This window comes from Mammaliicoccus sp. Dog046 (genome assembly GCF_034039665.1).
Taxonomy (GTDB): Bacteria; Bacillota; Bacilli; order Staphylococcales; family Staphylococcaceae; genus Mammaliicoccus.
Map to the genome: position 1 here is coordinate 1,175,800 of NZ_CP120131.1, position 16,439 is coordinate 1,192,238.

General features: G+C 31.1%; 19 protein-coding genes. 16 read left to right on the plus strand and 3 right to left on the minus strand.

Translation table 11 applies throughout. The annotated features are described in order from the left end of the window. Positions 1 to 5 precede the first annotated feature (5 nt). The 11 genes from pxpA to P3U32_RS05955 all read left to right on the plus strand — a co-directional run bounded on the left by pxpA (position 6) and on the right by P3U32_RS05955 (position 7,968). Complete coding sequence (gene pxpA, locus P3U32_RS05905) at positions 6 to 764, plus strand: 5-oxoprolinase subunit PxpA (RefSeq protein WP_323704688.1); 759 nt, start codon at positions 6 to 8, stop codon at positions 762 to 764. A 14-nt stretch (positions 765 to 778) separates the two neighbouring features. Further along, complete coding sequence (locus P3U32_RS05910; protein ID WP_323704689.1) at positions 779 to 2,017, plus strand: NRAMP family divalent metal transporter; 1,239 nt, start codon at positions 779 to 781, stop codon at positions 2,015 to 2,017. A 67-nt stretch (positions 2,018 to 2,084) separates the two neighbouring features. Beyond that, positions 2,085 to 2,774, plus strand: a complete 690-nt coding sequence (locus P3U32_RS05915) for a 5'-methylthioadenosine/adenosylhomocysteine nucleosidase (RefSeq protein ID WP_323704690.1) — start codon at positions 2,085 to 2,087, stop codon at positions 2,772 to 2,774. Positions 2,775 to 3,005: 231 nt separating this feature from the next. After that, a complete protein-coding gene (locus tag P3U32_RS05920) occupies positions 3,006 to 3,530 on the plus strand; it encodes a YqeG family HAD IIIA-type phosphatase (protein WP_323704691.1) in 525 nt (174 codons plus the stop codon). Positions 3,531 to 3,532: 2 nt separating this feature from the next. Continuing rightward, positions 3,533 to 4,633, plus strand: coding sequence for a ribosome biogenesis GTPase YqeH (gene yqeH / locus P3U32_RS05925; RefSeq protein ID WP_323704692.1), 1,101 nt, complete (start codon positions 3,533 to 3,535; stop codon positions 4,631 to 4,633). A gap of 12 nt (positions 4,634 to 4,645) precedes the next feature. Then, positions 4,646 to 5,455 carry a shikimate dehydrogenase gene (gene aroE, locus P3U32_RS05930; protein ID WP_323704693.1) on the plus strand — a complete coding sequence of 270 codons (810 nt, stop codon included), beginning with the start codon at positions 4,646 to 4,648 and terminating at the stop codon, positions 5,453 to 5,455. A 2-nt stretch (positions 5,456 to 5,457) separates the two neighbouring features. Further along, positions 5,458 to 5,748, plus strand: a complete 291-nt coding sequence (yhbY, locus tag P3U32_RS05935; protein ID WP_323704694.1) for a ribosome assembly RNA-binding protein YhbY — start codon at positions 5,458 to 5,460, stop codon at positions 5,746 to 5,748. Between the two features lie 3 nt (positions 5,749 to 5,751). Then, positions 5,752 to 6,324 carry a nicotinate (nicotinamide) nucleotide adenylyltransferase gene (nadD, locus tag P3U32_RS05940; RefSeq protein ID WP_323704695.1) on the plus strand — a complete coding sequence of 191 codons (573 nt, stop codon included), beginning with the start codon at positions 5,752 to 5,754 and terminating at the stop codon, positions 6,322 to 6,324. Beyond that, entirely contained in the window at positions 6,314 to 6,886 is a 573-nt protein-coding gene (gene yqeK, locus P3U32_RS05945) for a bis(5'-nucleosyl)-tetraphosphatase (symmetrical) YqeK (protein WP_323704696.1), read from the plus strand. The genes nadD and yqeK overlap by 11 nt, the downstream gene beginning before the upstream one ends. 12 nt (positions 6,887 to 6,898) lie before the next feature. Continuing rightward, a complete protein-coding gene (gene rsfS, locus P3U32_RS05950) occupies positions 6,899 to 7,252 on the plus strand; it encodes a ribosome silencing factor (protein WP_323704697.1) in 354 nt (117 codons plus the stop codon). After that, positions 7,252 to 7,968 carry a class I SAM-dependent DNA methyltransferase gene (locus P3U32_RS05955; RefSeq protein WP_323704698.1) on the plus strand — a complete coding sequence of 239 codons (717 nt, stop codon included), beginning with the start codon at positions 7,252 to 7,254 and terminating at the stop codon, positions 7,966 to 7,968. The genes rsfS and P3U32_RS05955 overlap by 1 nt, the downstream gene beginning before the upstream one ends. Positions 7,969 to 8,040: 72 nt before the next feature. Here P3U32_RS05955 and P3U32_RS05960 read toward each other — a convergent pair. Beyond that, positions 8,041 to 9,182 (minus strand): IS3 family transposase gene (locus P3U32_RS05960; RefSeq protein ID WP_323702460.1). Its coding sequence is split into 2 segments (ribosomal slippage): positions 8,041 to 8,912 and positions 8,912 to 9,182, totalling 1,143 coding nucleotides; the frame shifts between segments, so codons are not numbered across the junction. A gap of 108 nt (positions 9,183 to 9,290) precedes the next feature. Here P3U32_RS05960 and P3U32_RS05965 point away from each other — a divergent pair. From P3U32_RS05965 to P3U32_RS05975, 3 genes are all read left to right on the plus strand, one after another. Next, positions 9,291 to 9,947 carry a helix-hairpin-helix domain-containing protein gene (locus P3U32_RS05965; RefSeq protein ID WP_323704699.1) on the plus strand — a complete coding sequence of 219 codons (657 nt, stop codon included), beginning with the start codon at positions 9,291 to 9,293 and terminating at the stop codon, positions 9,945 to 9,947. A 61-nt stretch (positions 9,948 to 10,008) separates the two neighbouring features. Then, positions 10,009 to 10,464: a ComE operon protein 2 gene (locus tag P3U32_RS05970; RefSeq protein WP_323704700.1), complete on the plus strand. Its 456-nt coding sequence runs from the start codon at positions 10,009 to 10,011 to the stop codon at positions 10,462 to 10,464. Between the two features lie 138 nt (positions 10,465 to 10,602). Further along, entirely contained in the window at positions 10,603 to 12,792 is a 2,190-nt protein-coding gene (locus tag P3U32_RS05975) for a DNA internalization-related competence protein ComEC/Rec2 (protein ID WP_323704701.1), read from the plus strand. Positions 12,793 to 12,836: 44 nt separating this feature from the next. Here P3U32_RS05975 and P3U32_RS05980 read toward each other — a convergent pair whose 3' ends face one another. Then, complete coding sequence (locus P3U32_RS05980; RefSeq protein WP_323704702.1) at positions 12,837 to 12,974, minus strand: YqzM family protein; 138 nt, start codon at positions 12,972 to 12,974, stop codon at positions 12,837 to 12,839. 91 nt (positions 12,975 to 13,065) lie between these two features. Between P3U32_RS05980 and holA the strand changes: the two genes are divergently transcribed. Then, positions 13,066 to 14,040, plus strand: coding sequence for a DNA polymerase III subunit delta (gene holA, locus P3U32_RS05985; protein WP_323704703.1), 975 nt, complete (start codon positions 13,066 to 13,068; stop codon positions 14,038 to 14,040). Between the two features lie 42 nt (positions 14,041 to 14,082). On the opposite strand, the gene rpsT is transcribed toward holA, so the two are convergent. Then, the gene (gene rpsT / locus P3U32_RS05990) at positions 14,083 to 14,334 is read right to left on the minus strand and encodes a 30S ribosomal protein S20 (protein ID WP_323704704.1); all 252 of its coding nucleotides are present in this window, start codon (positions 14,332 to 14,334) and stop codon (positions 14,083 to 14,085) included. Positions 14,335 to 14,568: 234 nt separating this feature from the next. On the opposite strand from rpsT, the gene lepA reads away from it, so the two are divergent. Beyond that, positions 14,569 to 16,392, plus strand: coding sequence for a translation elongation factor 4 (lepA, locus tag P3U32_RS05995; protein ID WP_323704705.1), 1,824 nt, complete (start codon positions 14,569 to 14,571; stop codon positions 16,390 to 16,392). Positions 16,393 to 16,439 lie beyond the last annotated feature (47 nt).

Here is a 16,439-nt window from a genome sequence, read left to right on the forward strand (position 1 = left end):
TTCATATGGTACAAGTAGATTTGAATTGTGATTTAGGAGAAAGTTTTGGTAATTATAAACTTGGTAATGATGAACGTATATTACCACTAATAACGTCAGCAAATATTGCATGTGGCTTTCATGCCGGTGATCAGCATGTCATGCATAAAACGGTAAAAATGGCCGTTGAAAAAGGTGTTCAAATTGGTGCACATCCTGGTTTTCAAGATTTAAATGGATTTGGTCGAAGAAATATGGACGTAACACCGGAAGAAGTATATGATTTAGTGATTTATCAACTCGGTGCATTATCAGGATTTTGTCATATTTACGATACGAAAATTTATCATGTTAAACCACATGGCGCTTTATATCAAATGGGAGCAAAAGACCCTGCCATTGCAGATGCAATCGTAAAAGCAGTTAAAGACTTTGATGATCAATTGTTGTTTGTTGGATTATCAAAGAGTGAGTTGATTGAATCTTGTAAACGACATGGTTTAACTTACAAAAGTGAAGTGTTTGCTGATCGTGCTTATGAAGACAATGGACAATTGGTTTCAAGAAAAAAAGAAGGCGCCTTAATCAAAGATACAGAAAGCGCAGTAAACCAAGTCGTTAAAATGGTTAAAGATTCAAAAGTAAAAACGATAAATGGAAATGAAATTTCTATTGATGCTGATACCATTTGCGTTCATGGTGATGGAGAACACGCACTTGATTTTGTTAAAGAGATTATTTCTAAATTTGAATCTGAAGGCATTGAAATTAAAGCGCTGAACTAGGAGGGGATGAAAGTATGAATAAAAACAAGGGGTACGAAGATTTAGATAAACCATTTGAGTTTACTAATAAGCATAGAAGAATTTTATGGGGTGCTGTTTTCTTAATGGCTACTTCATCCATTGGTCCTGCATTTTTGACACAAACTGCAGTGTTTACAGAACAATTTTTAGCGAGTTTTGCATTTGCTATTCTTGCCTCAATACTTATTGATATTGGTGCGCAAATTAATATTTGGCGTGTAATCACAGTAGTAGGTAAAGGTGGGCAAGATATAGCTAATGATGTATTTAAAGGATTAGGTACATTCATCGCTATCCTTATTGCGATTGGAGGACTTGCATTTAACATTGGGAATGTTGCAGGTGCTGGTCTAGGGCTCAATGCCATATTTGGAATAGATGTTAGGATTGGTGCAGGAATAACTGGCGTATTAGCTATTCTCATATTCGTTGTTAGAAATGCACAAAAAGTCGTAGATATCATTACACAAATACTAGGGGTATTAATGATTGCGATTGTTGCATATGTCATGGTTCTTACGAAACCACCAGTATTAGACGCAGCACAAAAAATGATAATGCCCGATGATATTAATAAACTCATTGTTCCAATTATTACTTTAGTTGGTGGTACTGTAGGTGGATACATTACTTTTGCTGGTGCGCATAGATTACTAGAAGCAGGTATCACAGGAAAAAGATACATACCGTTTGTGAACCGCGCTGCAATTTCTGGTATATTAACGACTGGTATAATGCGAACATTTTTATTTTTAGCAGTTTTAGGTGTAGTAGTAACTGGCTTTACATTAAATCCAGATAATCCACCCGCATCTGTGTTTGAACACGTGCTAGGTCCGATTGGTAAACAAGTATTTGGTGTGGTTCTCTTTGCAGCAGCATTATCATCAGTGATTGGTTGTGCATATACAAGTACGACTTTCATTCAATCATTACATCCTGCTATTAAGAACCATCGAAACTTAGTCATAATATTATTTATAGTCGTTTCATCAATTATATTTTTGACAATAGGTAAACCAGTCAAATTATTAATTATTGCCGGTGCGTTAAATGGGTTAATATTACCTGTCACACTAGGTACAATACTGATTGCATCTCGTAAAAAAAGCATCGTTGGAGATTACAAACACCCAATGTGGATGCTTGTTATGGGTGTAATCGCAGTTGTTACGACATTAATTGCCGGGATATTATCACTACAAGGTTTACAAGACTTATGGAATAACTAAAAAATAGTTTCAAAGTATGCTAATTATGTTACGATATATAAGAATCAAAATGACGGAGTGATAAAACATGATTGGTATTATCGGAGCTATGGAAGAAGAAGTTGAGATATTAAAAGATTTAATTAAAAATAGAGAAACAATACACAAAGCACATGTTGTATTTTATAAAGGTCAATTAGAAGACAAAGAAGTTGTACTCGCTCAAAGTGGAATTGGTAAAGTCAATGCTGCAATTACTGCAACATTATTAATCAGTGAGTTCAACCCAACGTTAATCATCAATACAGGTTCAGCGGGTTCAGTTGATCCACAATTAAATATCGGTGATATCATCGTGAGTAGTAAAGTTTATTATCACGATGCAGATGCTAGAGCATTTGGATATAAACTTGGTCAAATACCAGGAATGCCAGAATTTTATGAAACAAACGAAAATTTAATATCAAGTGCTAAGTCTGTAATTGAAGATTTAGAATTAAATGGTATTGTTGGAGAAGTTGCGACTGCGGATAGTTTTGTGGGATCAATTGATCAACGTAAAGTAGTTAAAGAAAACTTCCCTAATGCTAGTGTCGTTGAAATGGAAGCAGGGGCTATCGCGCAAACGTGTTACCATTATGAAGTTCCGATTATTGTGACAAGAGCAGTTTCAGACTTAGCTGATAAAGAATCTGACGTCGCATTTGAAGAATTCTTAAAAGTAGCTTGCGTGAATTCAAGTAAAATTGTAAAATTATTATTAAATAGAGTGGCATAAGGAGGCAGTTACATGTTAATATTAATGGCTATCGCTGTCATTGCTACAGCACTTGTTGGTTTTGTAATTTATGCAAATACAGATGTTGAAAAATCATCTGACCGCGAAATTACTGAATAATATTTAGTGTTGCGAATCTAATTCGATTTGCAACACTTTTATTTTGTGTGCAGTTAAAGGTATGTAACATGTATTTATGTTAAAATAAGAAATAATATTGAGGTGTTAATAATGGGAATTTTTACGAAATACTTTTTACCAAATGAATATGTACAAACTATATTTGATATTAAACCAGACCATTTAAAGTCTAAAAATATAAAAGCAATTATAACAGATTTAGATAATACATTAGTTGGTTGGGATGTTAAAGATCCTACTGATGAAGTAAGAGCTTGGTTTGAAGATATGAAAGCAAACGATATTACTGTAACAATCGTTTCAAATAATAATGAACAACGTGTCGCATCGTTTTCATCTTCATTGGAAATAGACTTTATTTTCAAAGCAAGAAAACCTAGAGGAGAAGCCTTTAGAAAAGCTTCAAAATTAATGAACGTACAAAAATCAGAGATTGTAGTTATAGGTGACCAAATGATGACAGACGTATTTGGTGGAAATAGAAATGGTCTATATACAATTATGGTCGTACCAGTGAAAAAAACAGATGGATTTATTACGAAATTCAATAGAATTATAGAAAGACGATTTTTAAATTACTTTAAAAGAAAAGGTTTAATTAATTGGGAGGAATAAATTTGACAGAGATAGCGAAATGTATCGGTTGTGGTGCAACACTTCAATCAGACAACCCTAATGAAGCGGGATTTGTCCCACAATCAAGTTTGAATAAAGAAGATGTTATTTGTAAACGATGTTTCAGACTTAAAAATTATAACGAAGTTCAAGATGTCGAATTAACAAGTGAAGATTTCTTAAATATGTTGAAATCTTTGCATAACGAAGATGGACTTATTGTAAATGTTGTAGATGTCTTTGATTTAGAAGGATCTATGATACATCGATTAAAAGACATCGTCGGTAAAAAGAAAGTTGTTCTCGTTGCAAATAAAATGGACATTTTACCAAAAGCAATAAATAAAAGAAGAGTTGAAATATGGTTGCGTAATCGTGCAAAAGATTTCGGCTTGAACCCTGACGAAGTTACTTTGATTTCTGCTCATAAAAACCAAGGTATTGATGAATTGTTAACGACAATTGAAAAGGTTAGAGCAGGAAAAGACGTTTATGTAGTTGGTACAACAAATGTTGGAAAATCAACGTTAATCAATCGATTGATTGAAAAAAGTGTTGGAGAAAAAGAAGTCATTACGACAAGTCATTTTCCTGGTACAACTTTAGATATGATAGATATACCTTTAGATGATGATTCATATATGTTTGATACTCCGGGAATTATTCAAAGTCATCAAATGACACATTATGTTACAGATAAAGAATTAAAAGTCATCATGCCTAAAAAGGAAATTAAGCCAAAAGTTTATCAATTAAACGAAGAACAGTCATTGTTTATAGGTGGATTAGTACGCGTGGATTATGTGAAAGGCGGCCGCCGTTCTTTAACATGTTTCGTATCTAACGATTTGCATATTCATAGAACAAAATTAAGCAATGCTGAAGATTTATGGGAGCGTCAAATTGGAGAACTATTAAAACCTCCATATGATGCATCAAACTTTGATTTTAATCGTTTAGAAACAACAAATATCAAATCAAATGGTGAAAGACAAGATATTATGATATCCGGATTAGGATTTGTTACAGTTGATGCAGGCGCTGAAATTAATATCGTCGCTCCAAAAGAAGTAGAAGTCACTTTAAGAACTTCAATTTTATAAGAGGTGAAAGCTATGAACTTTGGCGTTATTGGCCATCCAATTGGCCATTCTCTTTCGCCTATTATGCATGCAAGTAATTTTGAGGCATTAGAAAGAGACGATCAATATATTGCGTTAGATATACCGCCGCAAAATTTTAACCATATTAAAGATATAATTTCTGAGAAAGAGTTAGATGGGTTTAATATTACAATTCCCCATAAAGAATCGATTATTCCATATTTAGATGAAGTATCAACTAGTGCCCAACATATTGGTGCAGTGAATACGGTTGTAATCCAAGATGGGAAATGGATCGGATATAATACGGATGGTATTGGATTTGTAAATGGTCTAATTAACAAGTATGGATCAATAAAAGATAAAAAGATTTTAGTGTTAGGTGCTGGTGGAGCAAGTAAAGGCATCGTATCTGAAATGATGAAATTTACTGATTCTAAAATAACTGTTGCGAATAGATCATTAAATCGTTTTGACAATTGGCAATTAGCAATTGATGCGAAAGATTTAAATGCAATTAAACCTATTTTAAATCAATTTGACATTATTATTAATACAACGCCAGTAGGTATGAATGAAACTGAAAGTGAATTAATAATCCCTGTTGAACATATAAATAAGAACGCATTAGTTTGTGATATTATCTATATTCCAGAGAAAACTCCATTTTTACAAGCATGCGAACAAGAAGGTCTATCTATCTATAATGGACTAGACATGTTTGTGTATCAAGGTGCAGAAAGCTTTAAAATATGGACGAAACAAGAAGCAAATATAAATACAATGAGAAATAAAGTTCAAGAAGAACTTAAAAGGAGATAATTATGTTAACAGGTAAACAAAAGAGATATTTAAGAAAAGAAGCTCATCATTTGGATCCAATCTTTCAAATCGGTAAAGGTGGATTAAATGAAAATATGATAGAACAAGTAAAAGAAGCTTTAGAGAAGAGAGAACTAATCAAAATTCACATCTTACAAAATAATATGGATGACCATAAAGAAATAGCTACTTCACTTGCTGATCACACTGAAGGTGAACTCGTTCAATTAATAGGTAACATTATTGTTTTATATAAAGAATCTCAAGAAAATAAAAAAATAGAATTACCATAAAAAATGAAAAAATTAGTGATATATGGCGGTCAGTTTAACCCTATACACATTGGACATATGTTAGTTGCGAGTGAGGCTTATCAGTTAATTAAACCAGATGAGTTTGTGTTCTTACCTAGTTATCAATCACCATTGAAGGAACATAATGAATCATATTTAATTGAGTCAGAACGTGTTAAAATGCTAGAATTAGCCATTGAAGATTTAGGATTTGGTCAGATAGATCAACGTGAAATTAATAGAAAAGGCACGAGTTATACATTCGATACAATTCTATCAATTAAACAAGACTACCCGGATTATCAAATTTATTTCGTTATTGGTACAGACCAATTCGAACATTTACACAAATGGAAACACATTGAAGAATTAAAAGAAATGCTCATTTTCATAGTTGTAAATAGGGAAGTTGATACTCAAAACGTCAATCAAGGTATGATTGCTTTAAATATGCCGAGAATTGATATAAGTTCTACTGTAATACGTCAAAGATGTAAAAATCGTCAATCAATCAAGATGTTTGTGACACCAAGAATTGAAGCATATATAAAAAGGGGACGATTGTATGAAAATTAAAAAAGCAGTTAAATTAGTTGAAGATACATTACCTTCTAAAAGATATAATCATTCTATGAGAGTTGCAGAAACAGGAAAAAAGATAGCCGAAATGTTCGATGGTGATGCAAAGAAAGTCGAACTGGCAGGTATTCTACATGATCTATGTAAATATGAAGAACTTTCTAAATTGTATCAAAGTGTGACAGAATATGACTTAGGCCAAGACTTATTAAGTTATGGTTCAGAAATATTACATGGGCCAGTTGCTGCAGCACGATTGAAAGACTTATATGAAATCGATGATGAAGAGATATATTATGCGATCTATAACCATACAACAGGCAGAGCGCAAATGAATAAAACTGAAAAAATTATTTTTATAGCTGACTATATTGAACCTAAACGCACACAACCTGGTGTTGATGAAATCAGAGATATTGTATTCAAAGAAAAAAGTTTAGATAAAGCAGTATACGAAATTTCAAAAAATACTGTTTTACATCTTGTTAGTAAAGATAAAACTGTACATTTAAAAACTATTGAATGTTTAAATTATTATAATTTACATTCAGAACAATAAAGGAATGGTTAAATGAACGCTCAAGAATTAATGGAAAAAAGTTTAATCGCGTGTGATGATAAACGCGCTGAAGATATTATAGCAATTGATATGCAAGGTATTAGTGATATAACTGACTATTTTGTTGTTTGTCACGGAAATAGTGATAAACAAGTTCAAGCAATTGCTAGAAACGTAAAAGACGAAGCAGAAATGAATGATGTTCAAGTAAAAAGGTTAGAAGGATTTAATGAAGCAAGATGGATTTTAATTGATTTAGGTAACGTTGTTGTACATGTCTTCCATAGAGAAGAAAGAGATTACTATAATCTTGAAAGATTATATAAAGATGCACCACTTATTACATTAAATGAGGTATCACATTAATGGCTTATGATCGTATGAGCGATTATTATGACCTTCTAACTAACGATCAACCTTATGATAAATGGAAAGAAATTGTTGGACATTACGTAGTAAATCCGACTAACGAAATTCTTGATATCGGGTGTGGTACAGGGAGACTAACTGCACAACTCACTGAATTCGGACATGTAAGTGGACTTGATTTGAGTGAAGATATGTTAAATATTGCAGAGAAACGAAATCCTGATATTAAATGGTATTGTCAAGATATGAGAGATTTAGATTTACCACAACAATATGATGTGATTACAATTTTTTGTGATAGCCTTAATTATGTAACTGATCCGGAAGATGTTTTACAAGTGTTCAACTATGTAAATCAATATTTAAAGGATGACGGTTTACTTATTTTTGATGTGCATTCAATTAATAAAATGAACCATCAATTTAATAATCAAAATTATATTGATGAAACAGAACAATTAATGTTAACATGGCAAGCAATTTCAGGTGATGAGCCAAATAGTGTATATCATCAAATGTCATTCTTTGTTGAACGAGAAGATGGCTTGTATGAACGATTTGATGAAGAACATTATCAATGTACGTATGAACCATCACTTTATAAGCAGTTACTAGAGTTTGCTGGTTTTGAAGTTAAACATACTTTTACTGATTTTGATATCAATACATTCGATGAAAATGGAGATAGACACTTTTTTGTGGCTCAAAAATAAGAAATAAAAAGCACTTCTTACGTTTAATGGCACTGCACCCTTACTAAGGGAGCTCAATAAAAACACTATTTTCTAGGCTGCTAATTTCCTATATTCTATAGGGGATAAGTAGCCTAGTTTTTGTTGAATTCTAACTTTATTATAGTTTTCAATGTAATTTTCGACAATATCTATTACAATAGTATTAGAGCTTCTAAGCTCACTGTTTAAGTAGAATGTTTCACACTTTAGAGAGGCATGAAAACATTCTATTGGGGCATTATCAGCTGGCGTTCCCTTACGGGACATGCTTCTGGTAATGCCTTTTTCTGTACATAGGGCATAGTATTCATAAGAAGTATACACACTTCCTTGATCACTATGTAATATAGCTCCTGGTTCCAATTGAAGTTGTTTTAATGTCTCATTTACTAATTCTTGATTTTGGTTTTTACCAATTTTATATGCCACAATTTCACCATTGTAAGCATCCATGATAGATGAAAGATACAACATTGTATTCCCGAAGGGTAAATAAGTGATATCTGTTAAAAGTACTTCTAAAGGTTTCTCTGCTTTGAAATTTCTATTCAATAGATTATGTGTCTTATAATATGGGTTTCCTGGTCTTTTCGATTTCTTCACGCGTACTTTACAATTTAATTTATGTTTTTGCATAATCCTTTGTACTTTCTTGTGATTAATTTTTTTATTATTTTTTCTATTTAACAAGGCAGTTATTTTTCTATAACCATATGTAAAACGATGTTTCTTACATAGTTCTATAATTTCTCGTTCATCCTCAGATATACTGAAATCTTTGTTTTTCCATCTGTAATAATTTGATTTTGGAATATCTAAAGCTTCTAAAATGACTTTCACTGTATATTTAGATTTCAATTCATTTACTAATTCAACAACTACTTCTGGGACCACTTCCTTTCCAATTCCTTGTACTTTTTTAAAATTTCATTTTCTACTTCTTTGCGCTTTAATTCAATTTTTAGTGTTTCAACAGTGCTAAATTCTTCATTTCCTTTTCCATAGGAATATTGTTTACCTACTTGTTGATTGAATCTATGTGTTTCCCCATTTCTATACCATTTCCACCACACTTTAACTTGAGATTCATTTTTAATATTTAAAGCATCCATTATTTCTCTTGCGCTATATCCTTTAAGTTTCATTTCTACTACTTTATATTTTGTTTCAACTGAATATGCCACTCTTTTCATAGAAAAAACACCTCCGTATAAATTCATTTTAATATGAATTCAACGAAAGTGTTTTTATTTTACTCCCACATCCTGGGGTTAGTGCATAATTATGTAGGAGGTGTTTTTTTGGATAACGTTAAAAAAATAATAGAATGGATTAAAATGTATAAGCATTTTGTTTTTGTAGGCATAATATTAGTTTTTGTAATCATTAAAGGCTTATTTGGAATAGGAAATGCTGACAATGAAGATGAGAATATGATTTCAATGAATCAAGCGCAAGATAGCAAAATAGAAAATAATCAAATATCGAAATCTAACAAAGAAACAGAGCATATTTCTAAAAATGAAGATACAGTGAAAGATGTTGTCGTAGATGTTAAAGGTGCAGTATCATTTCCAAATACCTATAAGATGACAACGACAGATAGAATTAATGATGTGTTGCAGAAAGCACAAGTAAAATCAAATGCTGATTTATCGAAAATTAATTTATCTGAAAAACTTAAAGATCAAATGTATATTTATATACCAATAGTTGGGGAATCAGCGCCACCTACACAATTAGCATCAGAGCAATCAAATAAATTAGAAGTGAATATCAATACAGCAACGAAAGAACAAATTGAGAAACTTCCTGGAATAGGTCCGAGTAAGGCAGAATCGATTGTGAGAACAAGAGAAGCTGAAGGAGAGTTTAAATCAATTGAAGATTTGAAGAAAGTTAAAGGCTTTGGTGACAAAACGATAGAATCTTTAAAAGAATTTATTGTATTAAATTGAAATTGCATTTGACTATATTTCTCATTACAATGAAAGTATATGAAAGGCAGGATGATACATTATGGAAAGAATTGAATGGAAAGAGTATTTTATGGCGCAAAGTCATTTGTTATCGTTAAGATCTACATGTGAGCGTCTTTCTGTTGGAGCAACAATCGTGAAAGATAATCGTGTTATCGCCGGCGGTTACAATGGTTCCGTTTCTGGTGAAGAACATTGTATAGATAATGGCTGTTTAGTCGTAGAAGGGCATTGTATTAGAACGATTCATGCCGAAATGAATGCAATCCTTCAATGTGCGAAATTAGGTGTTTCTGCAGAAGGAGCAACGATTTATGTGACGCACTTCCCATGTTTGAATTGTACAAAGTCAATTATTCAAGCAGGTATTAAGAGAATTTATTATGCAGATGATTATCATAACCATACATATGCAGTTCAATTATTGAAACAATCTGGTGTCCACGTGGAGAAAATTAATTTTCATCCAGAAGACATTGTTAAATACTTAAACTAAGGATTAATAAAACAAATGTGGTTTTATTTTGCATTATTTCTCCTTACCGGTTATTTAATGCATAGTAATTTGTATGTAAGTCTATCTATTATAATTTGTATTCTGACGAGTTGTTATATAAAGTTTCGAGACTTAAATATGATTGTTACATGTTTTATATTCTTAGTGTTAGGTTTGTATATTTATCCGAAAATATCTTTATCTGAGATGGAAAGTTTTAATAAAGATTCTAAAAATATTAGTGTTTCAAATATGATTCAATTTAATGATCAAGTTAAAATAAATGGTGATTTATTAGAAATGATAGGTGATATTAAAGGGAAGACTTATAAAGTATATTACTCCTTTAAATCACCACAAGAAAAGAAGCAATTTCAGCAAGCGCCACCTATCTTTAAAAATTGTTATATAACTTACAATCAACGCGAAATATTACCTAATACAAATGCACTGAAATTCAATTTCAATGAATATCTTATTCAAAATCAAATTGATGGTGTTTTAAATGTGAAGAATGCTTTTATTGCAGACTGTTCTTCAAGATCTTTAAACATAATTGAACATATACAACAATATAGAGAGCAACTCATTTTAAAATTGAAAAAGTCATCGATGAAACATATCGATGATATTATTGCTCTATCTTTGGGTGAAACACGATATTTAACCGATGAAAGAAGGGAACAATTAAAAAAATTAGGTATTTATCATTTATATGCAGTGAGTGGCTCACATGTCGCATTAGTGAATGTATTTTTATTTAGGCTATTGCTAAAATTCAATATTAAATATGAACATGCAGAGCTGATAGTGTTTTTCTTGTTGCCGATATATGCAGTTATGACGGGAATGAGTCCGAGTGTATTGAGAGCGGTCGGTGTTGTTATGTTATTTATGATTATAAGAAAAATGACATATCTTGATTCATTACAGATTCTATCAATAACATTCATTTTATTTACAATTATTTCTCCAAATACAATCCACGATATTGGTTTTCAATTATCATATATTATTTCAACTTTTTTACTTCTTGCAATTCCTATAATTAAACCATTTAATTTATTCTATAAAATTCTAATCGTTAATCTTATATGTCAATTATCCTCGCTATTTATTTTAATACTACATTTTAATGCTTTTCAATGGCTCGGTTTTATCACTAACTTTCTTTTTATCCCACTATTTGAATTGATTATTTTTCCGATTGTAATGTTTTTTATGATCTTATTTGTGATTTTTGGTAATGTACCATCTTTTATCATTTTCATTGTTGAATCATTATTAAGTGAAACTATTTCCTTAATTGAATGGATAGCCTTATTGCCAATTAAAGACTTTGTCGTTCGAAATTTGAACAGCTTTAGTTATTTTATCCTATTAGTTACTATTATTGTAATGTGTTATTTTATTGTGAAAAAACGGTTGTTTATAGCTGTTGTTCTATTTTTAGTTATGTTGATGTGTGTGTCTATCAACTTTAAATCCGATAAAGTTATGGTCAAATTTTTAGATGTAGGACAAGGTGATGCAATGATTAATTATCATTTTGATACTAATAAAGTAGTAATGATTGATACTGGTGGTAAATTAAAATCACCTAAAGAAGAGTGGAAACAAAGATTGAAACAAAGTAATTATACAGATTCTGTGATTGTACCTGAGCTAAATGAACAAGGATTCAATTCGATAGATTATCTTATTATTACTCATCCTCATTTAGATCATATGGGTGAACTACAAAAACTTAGTGAAAGAATTATCATTAAGAACCTAATTATTAATGAAAATACTTGGAATACAAAAGAACTCCAAATGATTTTACAAAATGTTGTAAAATCAAATACGAAAATCATTGATAGTAAACAACTTGAGACTTTAAAAGTAGGGGAAACAACTTATCGTTTCTTTAATCAGCAAAGTGAAAATCATGAAGATAAAAATGAAACATCTATAGTAACCGAAATGAATGTATTTAATAAAAAGTTATTATTTACTGGAGATGCAACGCAGAAAGTTGAAAATCATATACAAGATCAATTAAGTAATCAATATGATGTGCTTAAAGTTGGTCATCATGGTAGTTTAACGAGTTCAGGTGAGTCATTTATATCGCATATAAGACCGAAAATGTGCATCATTAGCGCAGGTAGACACAATAAATATGGTTTGCCTAAAATAGAAACAATTAATACACTTAAAGCGAATCAATGTAAAATATACAACACGCAAGATGTAGGGATGATCACTTTTACATTCGAACGAAATCATATGATGATGACTACAGGTGTAATCGAATATAATAAAAAAACACACAAAAATCATTGAGATTTTTGTGTGTTTTTAAAATAAATGATGTCGTCATTTATTATTTAATTTGGAAGTAGACTAAAGACTTGTGCAATAATATAAATTACCGCAAAGAATGAGAAAGCAACTATAAATCCAAATCCAGAGTCTTTAACATCATTGTTACGCCCTTGAGTATTCTTACCTTCAAATCTGTTCATATGACTCCCTCCTATACTTACATTCATTATATGATATTAACTTTAAAAATGCTATACTTATTTAGAACATTATAAGAGAGGGAGACTTAACTTGAAAGACAATCTTGTGTTGAATTATGGCGCTGTTCATTCATTAATTGAGAAGAAATCAGAAGAGGTTATTAACCAATATTTAAAGGGTGAACGTGATGAGTTTAACTATGTGAAATTTGATTTGTATGAAACTCCAATTTCAAATGCTATTGAAGAAGCGTTGACTTTGCCTTTCCTCTCAGATAAAAAAGTAGTACATATTAAAAATGCTTATCTTTTCACGGGTGAAAAAGTAACGAATAATATTAACCAAAATGTTGATCAATTTATCGATTTTATTGAACAATATGATGGAGAAACTTTAGTAGTACTAGATGTATTTAATGAGAAGTTAGATGAAAGAAAAAAATTAGTTAAAACAGTTAAAAAAAATGCGCGTTTAAATAAGATCGAACAAATGACTGAACAAGAAATGAAGCAGTGGATAAAATCGTATTTGAACGAACAATATAAGGATATTAAAGAAGATGCTTTAGTTACTTTTATTGAACTTACAGGGATTCAATTTAATATTATAAAAGCTGAACTAGATAAATTGATTTTGTTTATAGGGGACGAAGCAGTTATAAATAAACAAGATGTGAAAGATATTGTTAGTCGCTCATTAGAACAAAATGTCTTTTTACTTACTGAATATATTCAAAAAGGTAAAAAAGAACAATCAATTAATTTACTAAAAGATTTAATCAATATGAAAGAAGAACCAATTAAATTATTGGCATTGATTACTAGTAATTATCGATTGTATTATCAGTGTAAAATATTAGCTAATAAACATTATAGTGAACAGCAAATTGCTAAAACAATAGGTGTACATCCATATAGAGTCAAACTTGCGCTTAGGATGGTTAGAAACTTATCATTAGATAGACTATTATCTACAATTGATTTATGTGCAGAAACTGATTATGACTTAAAGTCATCATATATGGATAAAGTCCTTATTTTAGAACTTTTTATTTTAAGAATATAAAAAAGTCTGACGCATGTATAACATGCGCCAGACTTTTATTAATTAGTTAGCTTTTGACATTAAGCTTGATTTAATTCTATCAGCTTTATTTGAATGAATAAGGTTCTTTTTAGAAGCTTTATCAACTTTCTTAACAGCTAATGAAACTAATTCACCTTTGTTATCAGCATTATCTTCGATAGCAGTTCTTGCAGCTTTAACAGCAGAACGCATATCATTTTTTTGTGAAATGTTTGCAGCGTCTTTCTTTTGAGTTGTAGAAACACGTTTAATTGCAGATTTAATGTTTGGCATGAGAGTCACCTCCTAAATATGTTGTCCGTGATCAAAGATTATTTGATTGCAACAAAAAATATTTTATCAAATGTGGGGCATAAGTGCAATCATTATTTACACATTCCTTGTATAGCATACCACTTTATTGGTGGTTTGATAATACGTTTGCAATTATTTCGTAAAGACGGTATCATATCAAAGATGCGTATTACATTCTAGAAATGTAAAATTAATGAGAAAGTTGGAGTTCAAATGGACAGAACTAAACGCCTGGAGCGCCAAAATAAAATTAGAAACTTTTCAATCATAGCTCATATTGATCATGGAAAATCAACATTAGCTGATAGAATTTTAGAAAACACGAAAAGTGTCGAAACAAGAGATATGAAAGATCAATTGTTGGATTCAATGGATCTTGAAAGAGAACGTGGTATTACCATCAAACTAAACGCTGTAAGACTGAATTATACAGCTAAAGATGGAGAAACATATATTTTACATTTAATTGATACACCGGGGCATGTCGATTTTACATATGAAGTTTCACGTTCATTAGCAGCTTGTGAAGGGGCTATTTTAGTTGTTGATGCTGCCCAAGGTATCGAGGCACAAACGTTAGCGAATGTTTATTTAGCATTAGATAATGATTTGGAACTTATTCCTGTAGTCAATAAAATTGATTTACCTGCTGCTGAACCTGAGCGAGTAAAACAAGAAATTGAAGATGTTATTGGTTTGGATGCAAGTGATGCTGTATTAGCAAGTGCGAAAGCTAATATCGGAATAGAAGATATTTTAGAAAAAGTAGTGGAAATGGTACCACCTCCTGAAGGTGACCCTGATAATCCATTACAAGCGCTTATATTTGATTCATCATTTGATGCGTACAGAGGTGTAATTTCATCAATAAGAGTTGTTGAAGGTTCGGTGAAGGCTGGAGATAAGATTCAAATGATGTCTACTGGTAAAACGTTTGAAGTAAATGAAGTAGGTATAAATACACCTAAACAATTGCCAGTACAATCGTTATCTGTCGGGGATGTTGGTTATATTGTTGCATCTATTAAAAATGTTGGGGATTCTAACGTCGGTGATACAATTACATTAGCGGATAGACCAGCTGAAAAGCCATTAAAAGGTTATAAAAAAATGAACCCAATGGTATTCTGTGGACTATATCCAATAGACAATAGTAAATACAATGATTTGAGAGAAGCATTAGAAAGACTTCAATTAAATGATGCTTCTTTAGAGTTCGAAGCTGAGACATCACAAGCTTTAGGTTTTGGTTTCAGAACTGGATTCTTAGGATTACTTCATATGGAGATTATTCAAGAAAGAATTGAAAGAGAATTTAATATTGAATTAATAGCTACGGCACCTTCAGTTATATATGAGTGTGAATTAACAGATGGTGAGAAAGTACAAATTGATAATCCGTCACAATTCCCTGATCCACAAAAAATTAATACAATTTACGAACCGTTTGTAAAAGCAACGATGATGGTACCAAATGATTATGTTGGTGCTGTTATGGAATTATGCCAAAAGAAACGTGGTAATTTCAAAACTATGGATTATTTAGATGATATTCGTGTGAATATTATTTATGAAATTCCATTATCTGAAGTTGTATTTGATTTCTTTGACCAATTAAAATCAAACACTAAAGGTTATGCATCTTTTGATTATGAATTAATAGGTTATCAAGAAAGTAAATTAGTTAAAATGGATATATTATTAAATGCGGATAAAGTTGATGCATTGAGTTTCATAGTTCATAAAGACTTTGCTTATGATCGTGGAAAAGCAATCGTAGATAAATTAAAAACTTTAATCCCTAGACAACAATTTGAAGTACCAGTACAAGCGGCAATTGGAAATAAGATTGTAGCACGTACTAATATTAAATCTATGGGTAAAAACGTATTGGCAAAATGTTACGGTGGTGACATTAGTCGTAAACGTAAGTTACTTGAAAAACAAAAAGCAGGTAAAGCTAAAATGAAATCTGTTGGTAATGTAGAAATACCACAAGATGCATTTCTTGCTGTACTTAAAATGGACGAAGAATAAGAAGATATTGAGGCTGAGACAATACATGTGTCCCAGCCTCTATTTTT

What these genes read in the sequence shown, in the direction of transcription:
- pxpA (WP_323704688.1), top strand. Translation starts at nt 6, where the DNA reads ATGGTACAAGTAGATTTGAATTGTGATTTAGGAGAAAGTTTTGGTAAT.
- P3U32_RS05910 (WP_323704689.1), top strand. Translation starts at nt 779, where the DNA reads ATGAATAAAAACAAGGGGTACGAAGATTTAGATAAACCATTTGAGTTT.
- P3U32_RS05915 (WP_323704690.1), top strand. Translation starts at nt 2,085, where the DNA reads ATGATTGGTATTATCGGAGCTATGGAAGAAGAAGTTGAGATATTAAAA.
- P3U32_RS05920 (WP_323704691.1), top strand. Translation starts at nt 3,006, where the DNA reads ATGGGAATTTTTACGAAATACTTTTTACCAAATGAATATGTACAAACT.
- aroE (WP_323704693.1), top strand. Translation starts at nt 4,646, where the DNA reads ATGAACTTTGGCGTTATTGGCCATCCAATTGGCCATTCTCTTTCGCCT.
- yhbY (WP_323704694.1), top strand. Translation starts at nt 5,458, where the DNA reads ATGTTAACAGGTAAACAAAAGAGATATTTAAGAAAAGAAGCTCATCAT.
- nadD (WP_323704695.1), top strand. Translation starts at nt 5,752, where the DNA reads ATGAAAAAATTAGTGATATATGGCGGTCAGTTTAACCCTATACACATT.
- yqeK (WP_323704696.1), top strand. Translation starts at nt 6,314, where the DNA reads ATGAAAATTAAAAAAGCAGTTAAATTAGTTGAAGATACATTACCTTCT.
- rsfS (WP_323704697.1), top strand. Translation starts at nt 6,899, where the DNA reads ATGAACGCTCAAGAATTAATGGAAAAAAGTTTAATCGCGTGTGATGAT.
- P3U32_RS05955 (WP_323704698.1), top strand. Translation starts at nt 7,252, where the DNA reads ATGGCTTATGATCGTATGAGCGATTATTATGACCTTCTAACTAACGAT.
- P3U32_RS05970 (WP_323704700.1), top strand. Translation starts at nt 10,009, where the DNA reads ATGGAAAGAATTGAATGGAAAGAGTATTTTATGGCGCAAAGTCATTTG.
- P3U32_RS05975 (WP_323704701.1), top strand. Translation starts at nt 10,603, where the DNA reads ATGATTGTTACATGTTTTATATTCTTAGTGTTAGGTTTGTATATTTAT.
- P3U32_RS05980 (WP_323704702.1), bottom strand. Translation starts at nt 12,974, where the DNA reads ATGAACAGATTTGAAGGTAAGAATACTCAAGGGCGTAACAATGATGTT.
- rpsT (WP_323704704.1), bottom strand. Translation starts at nt 14,334, where the DNA reads ATGCCAAACATTAAATCTGCAATTAAACGTGTTTCTACAACTCAAAAG.
- lepA (WP_323704705.1), top strand. Translation starts at nt 14,569, where the DNA reads ATGGACAGAACTAAACGCCTGGAGCGCCAAAATAAAATTAGAAACTTT.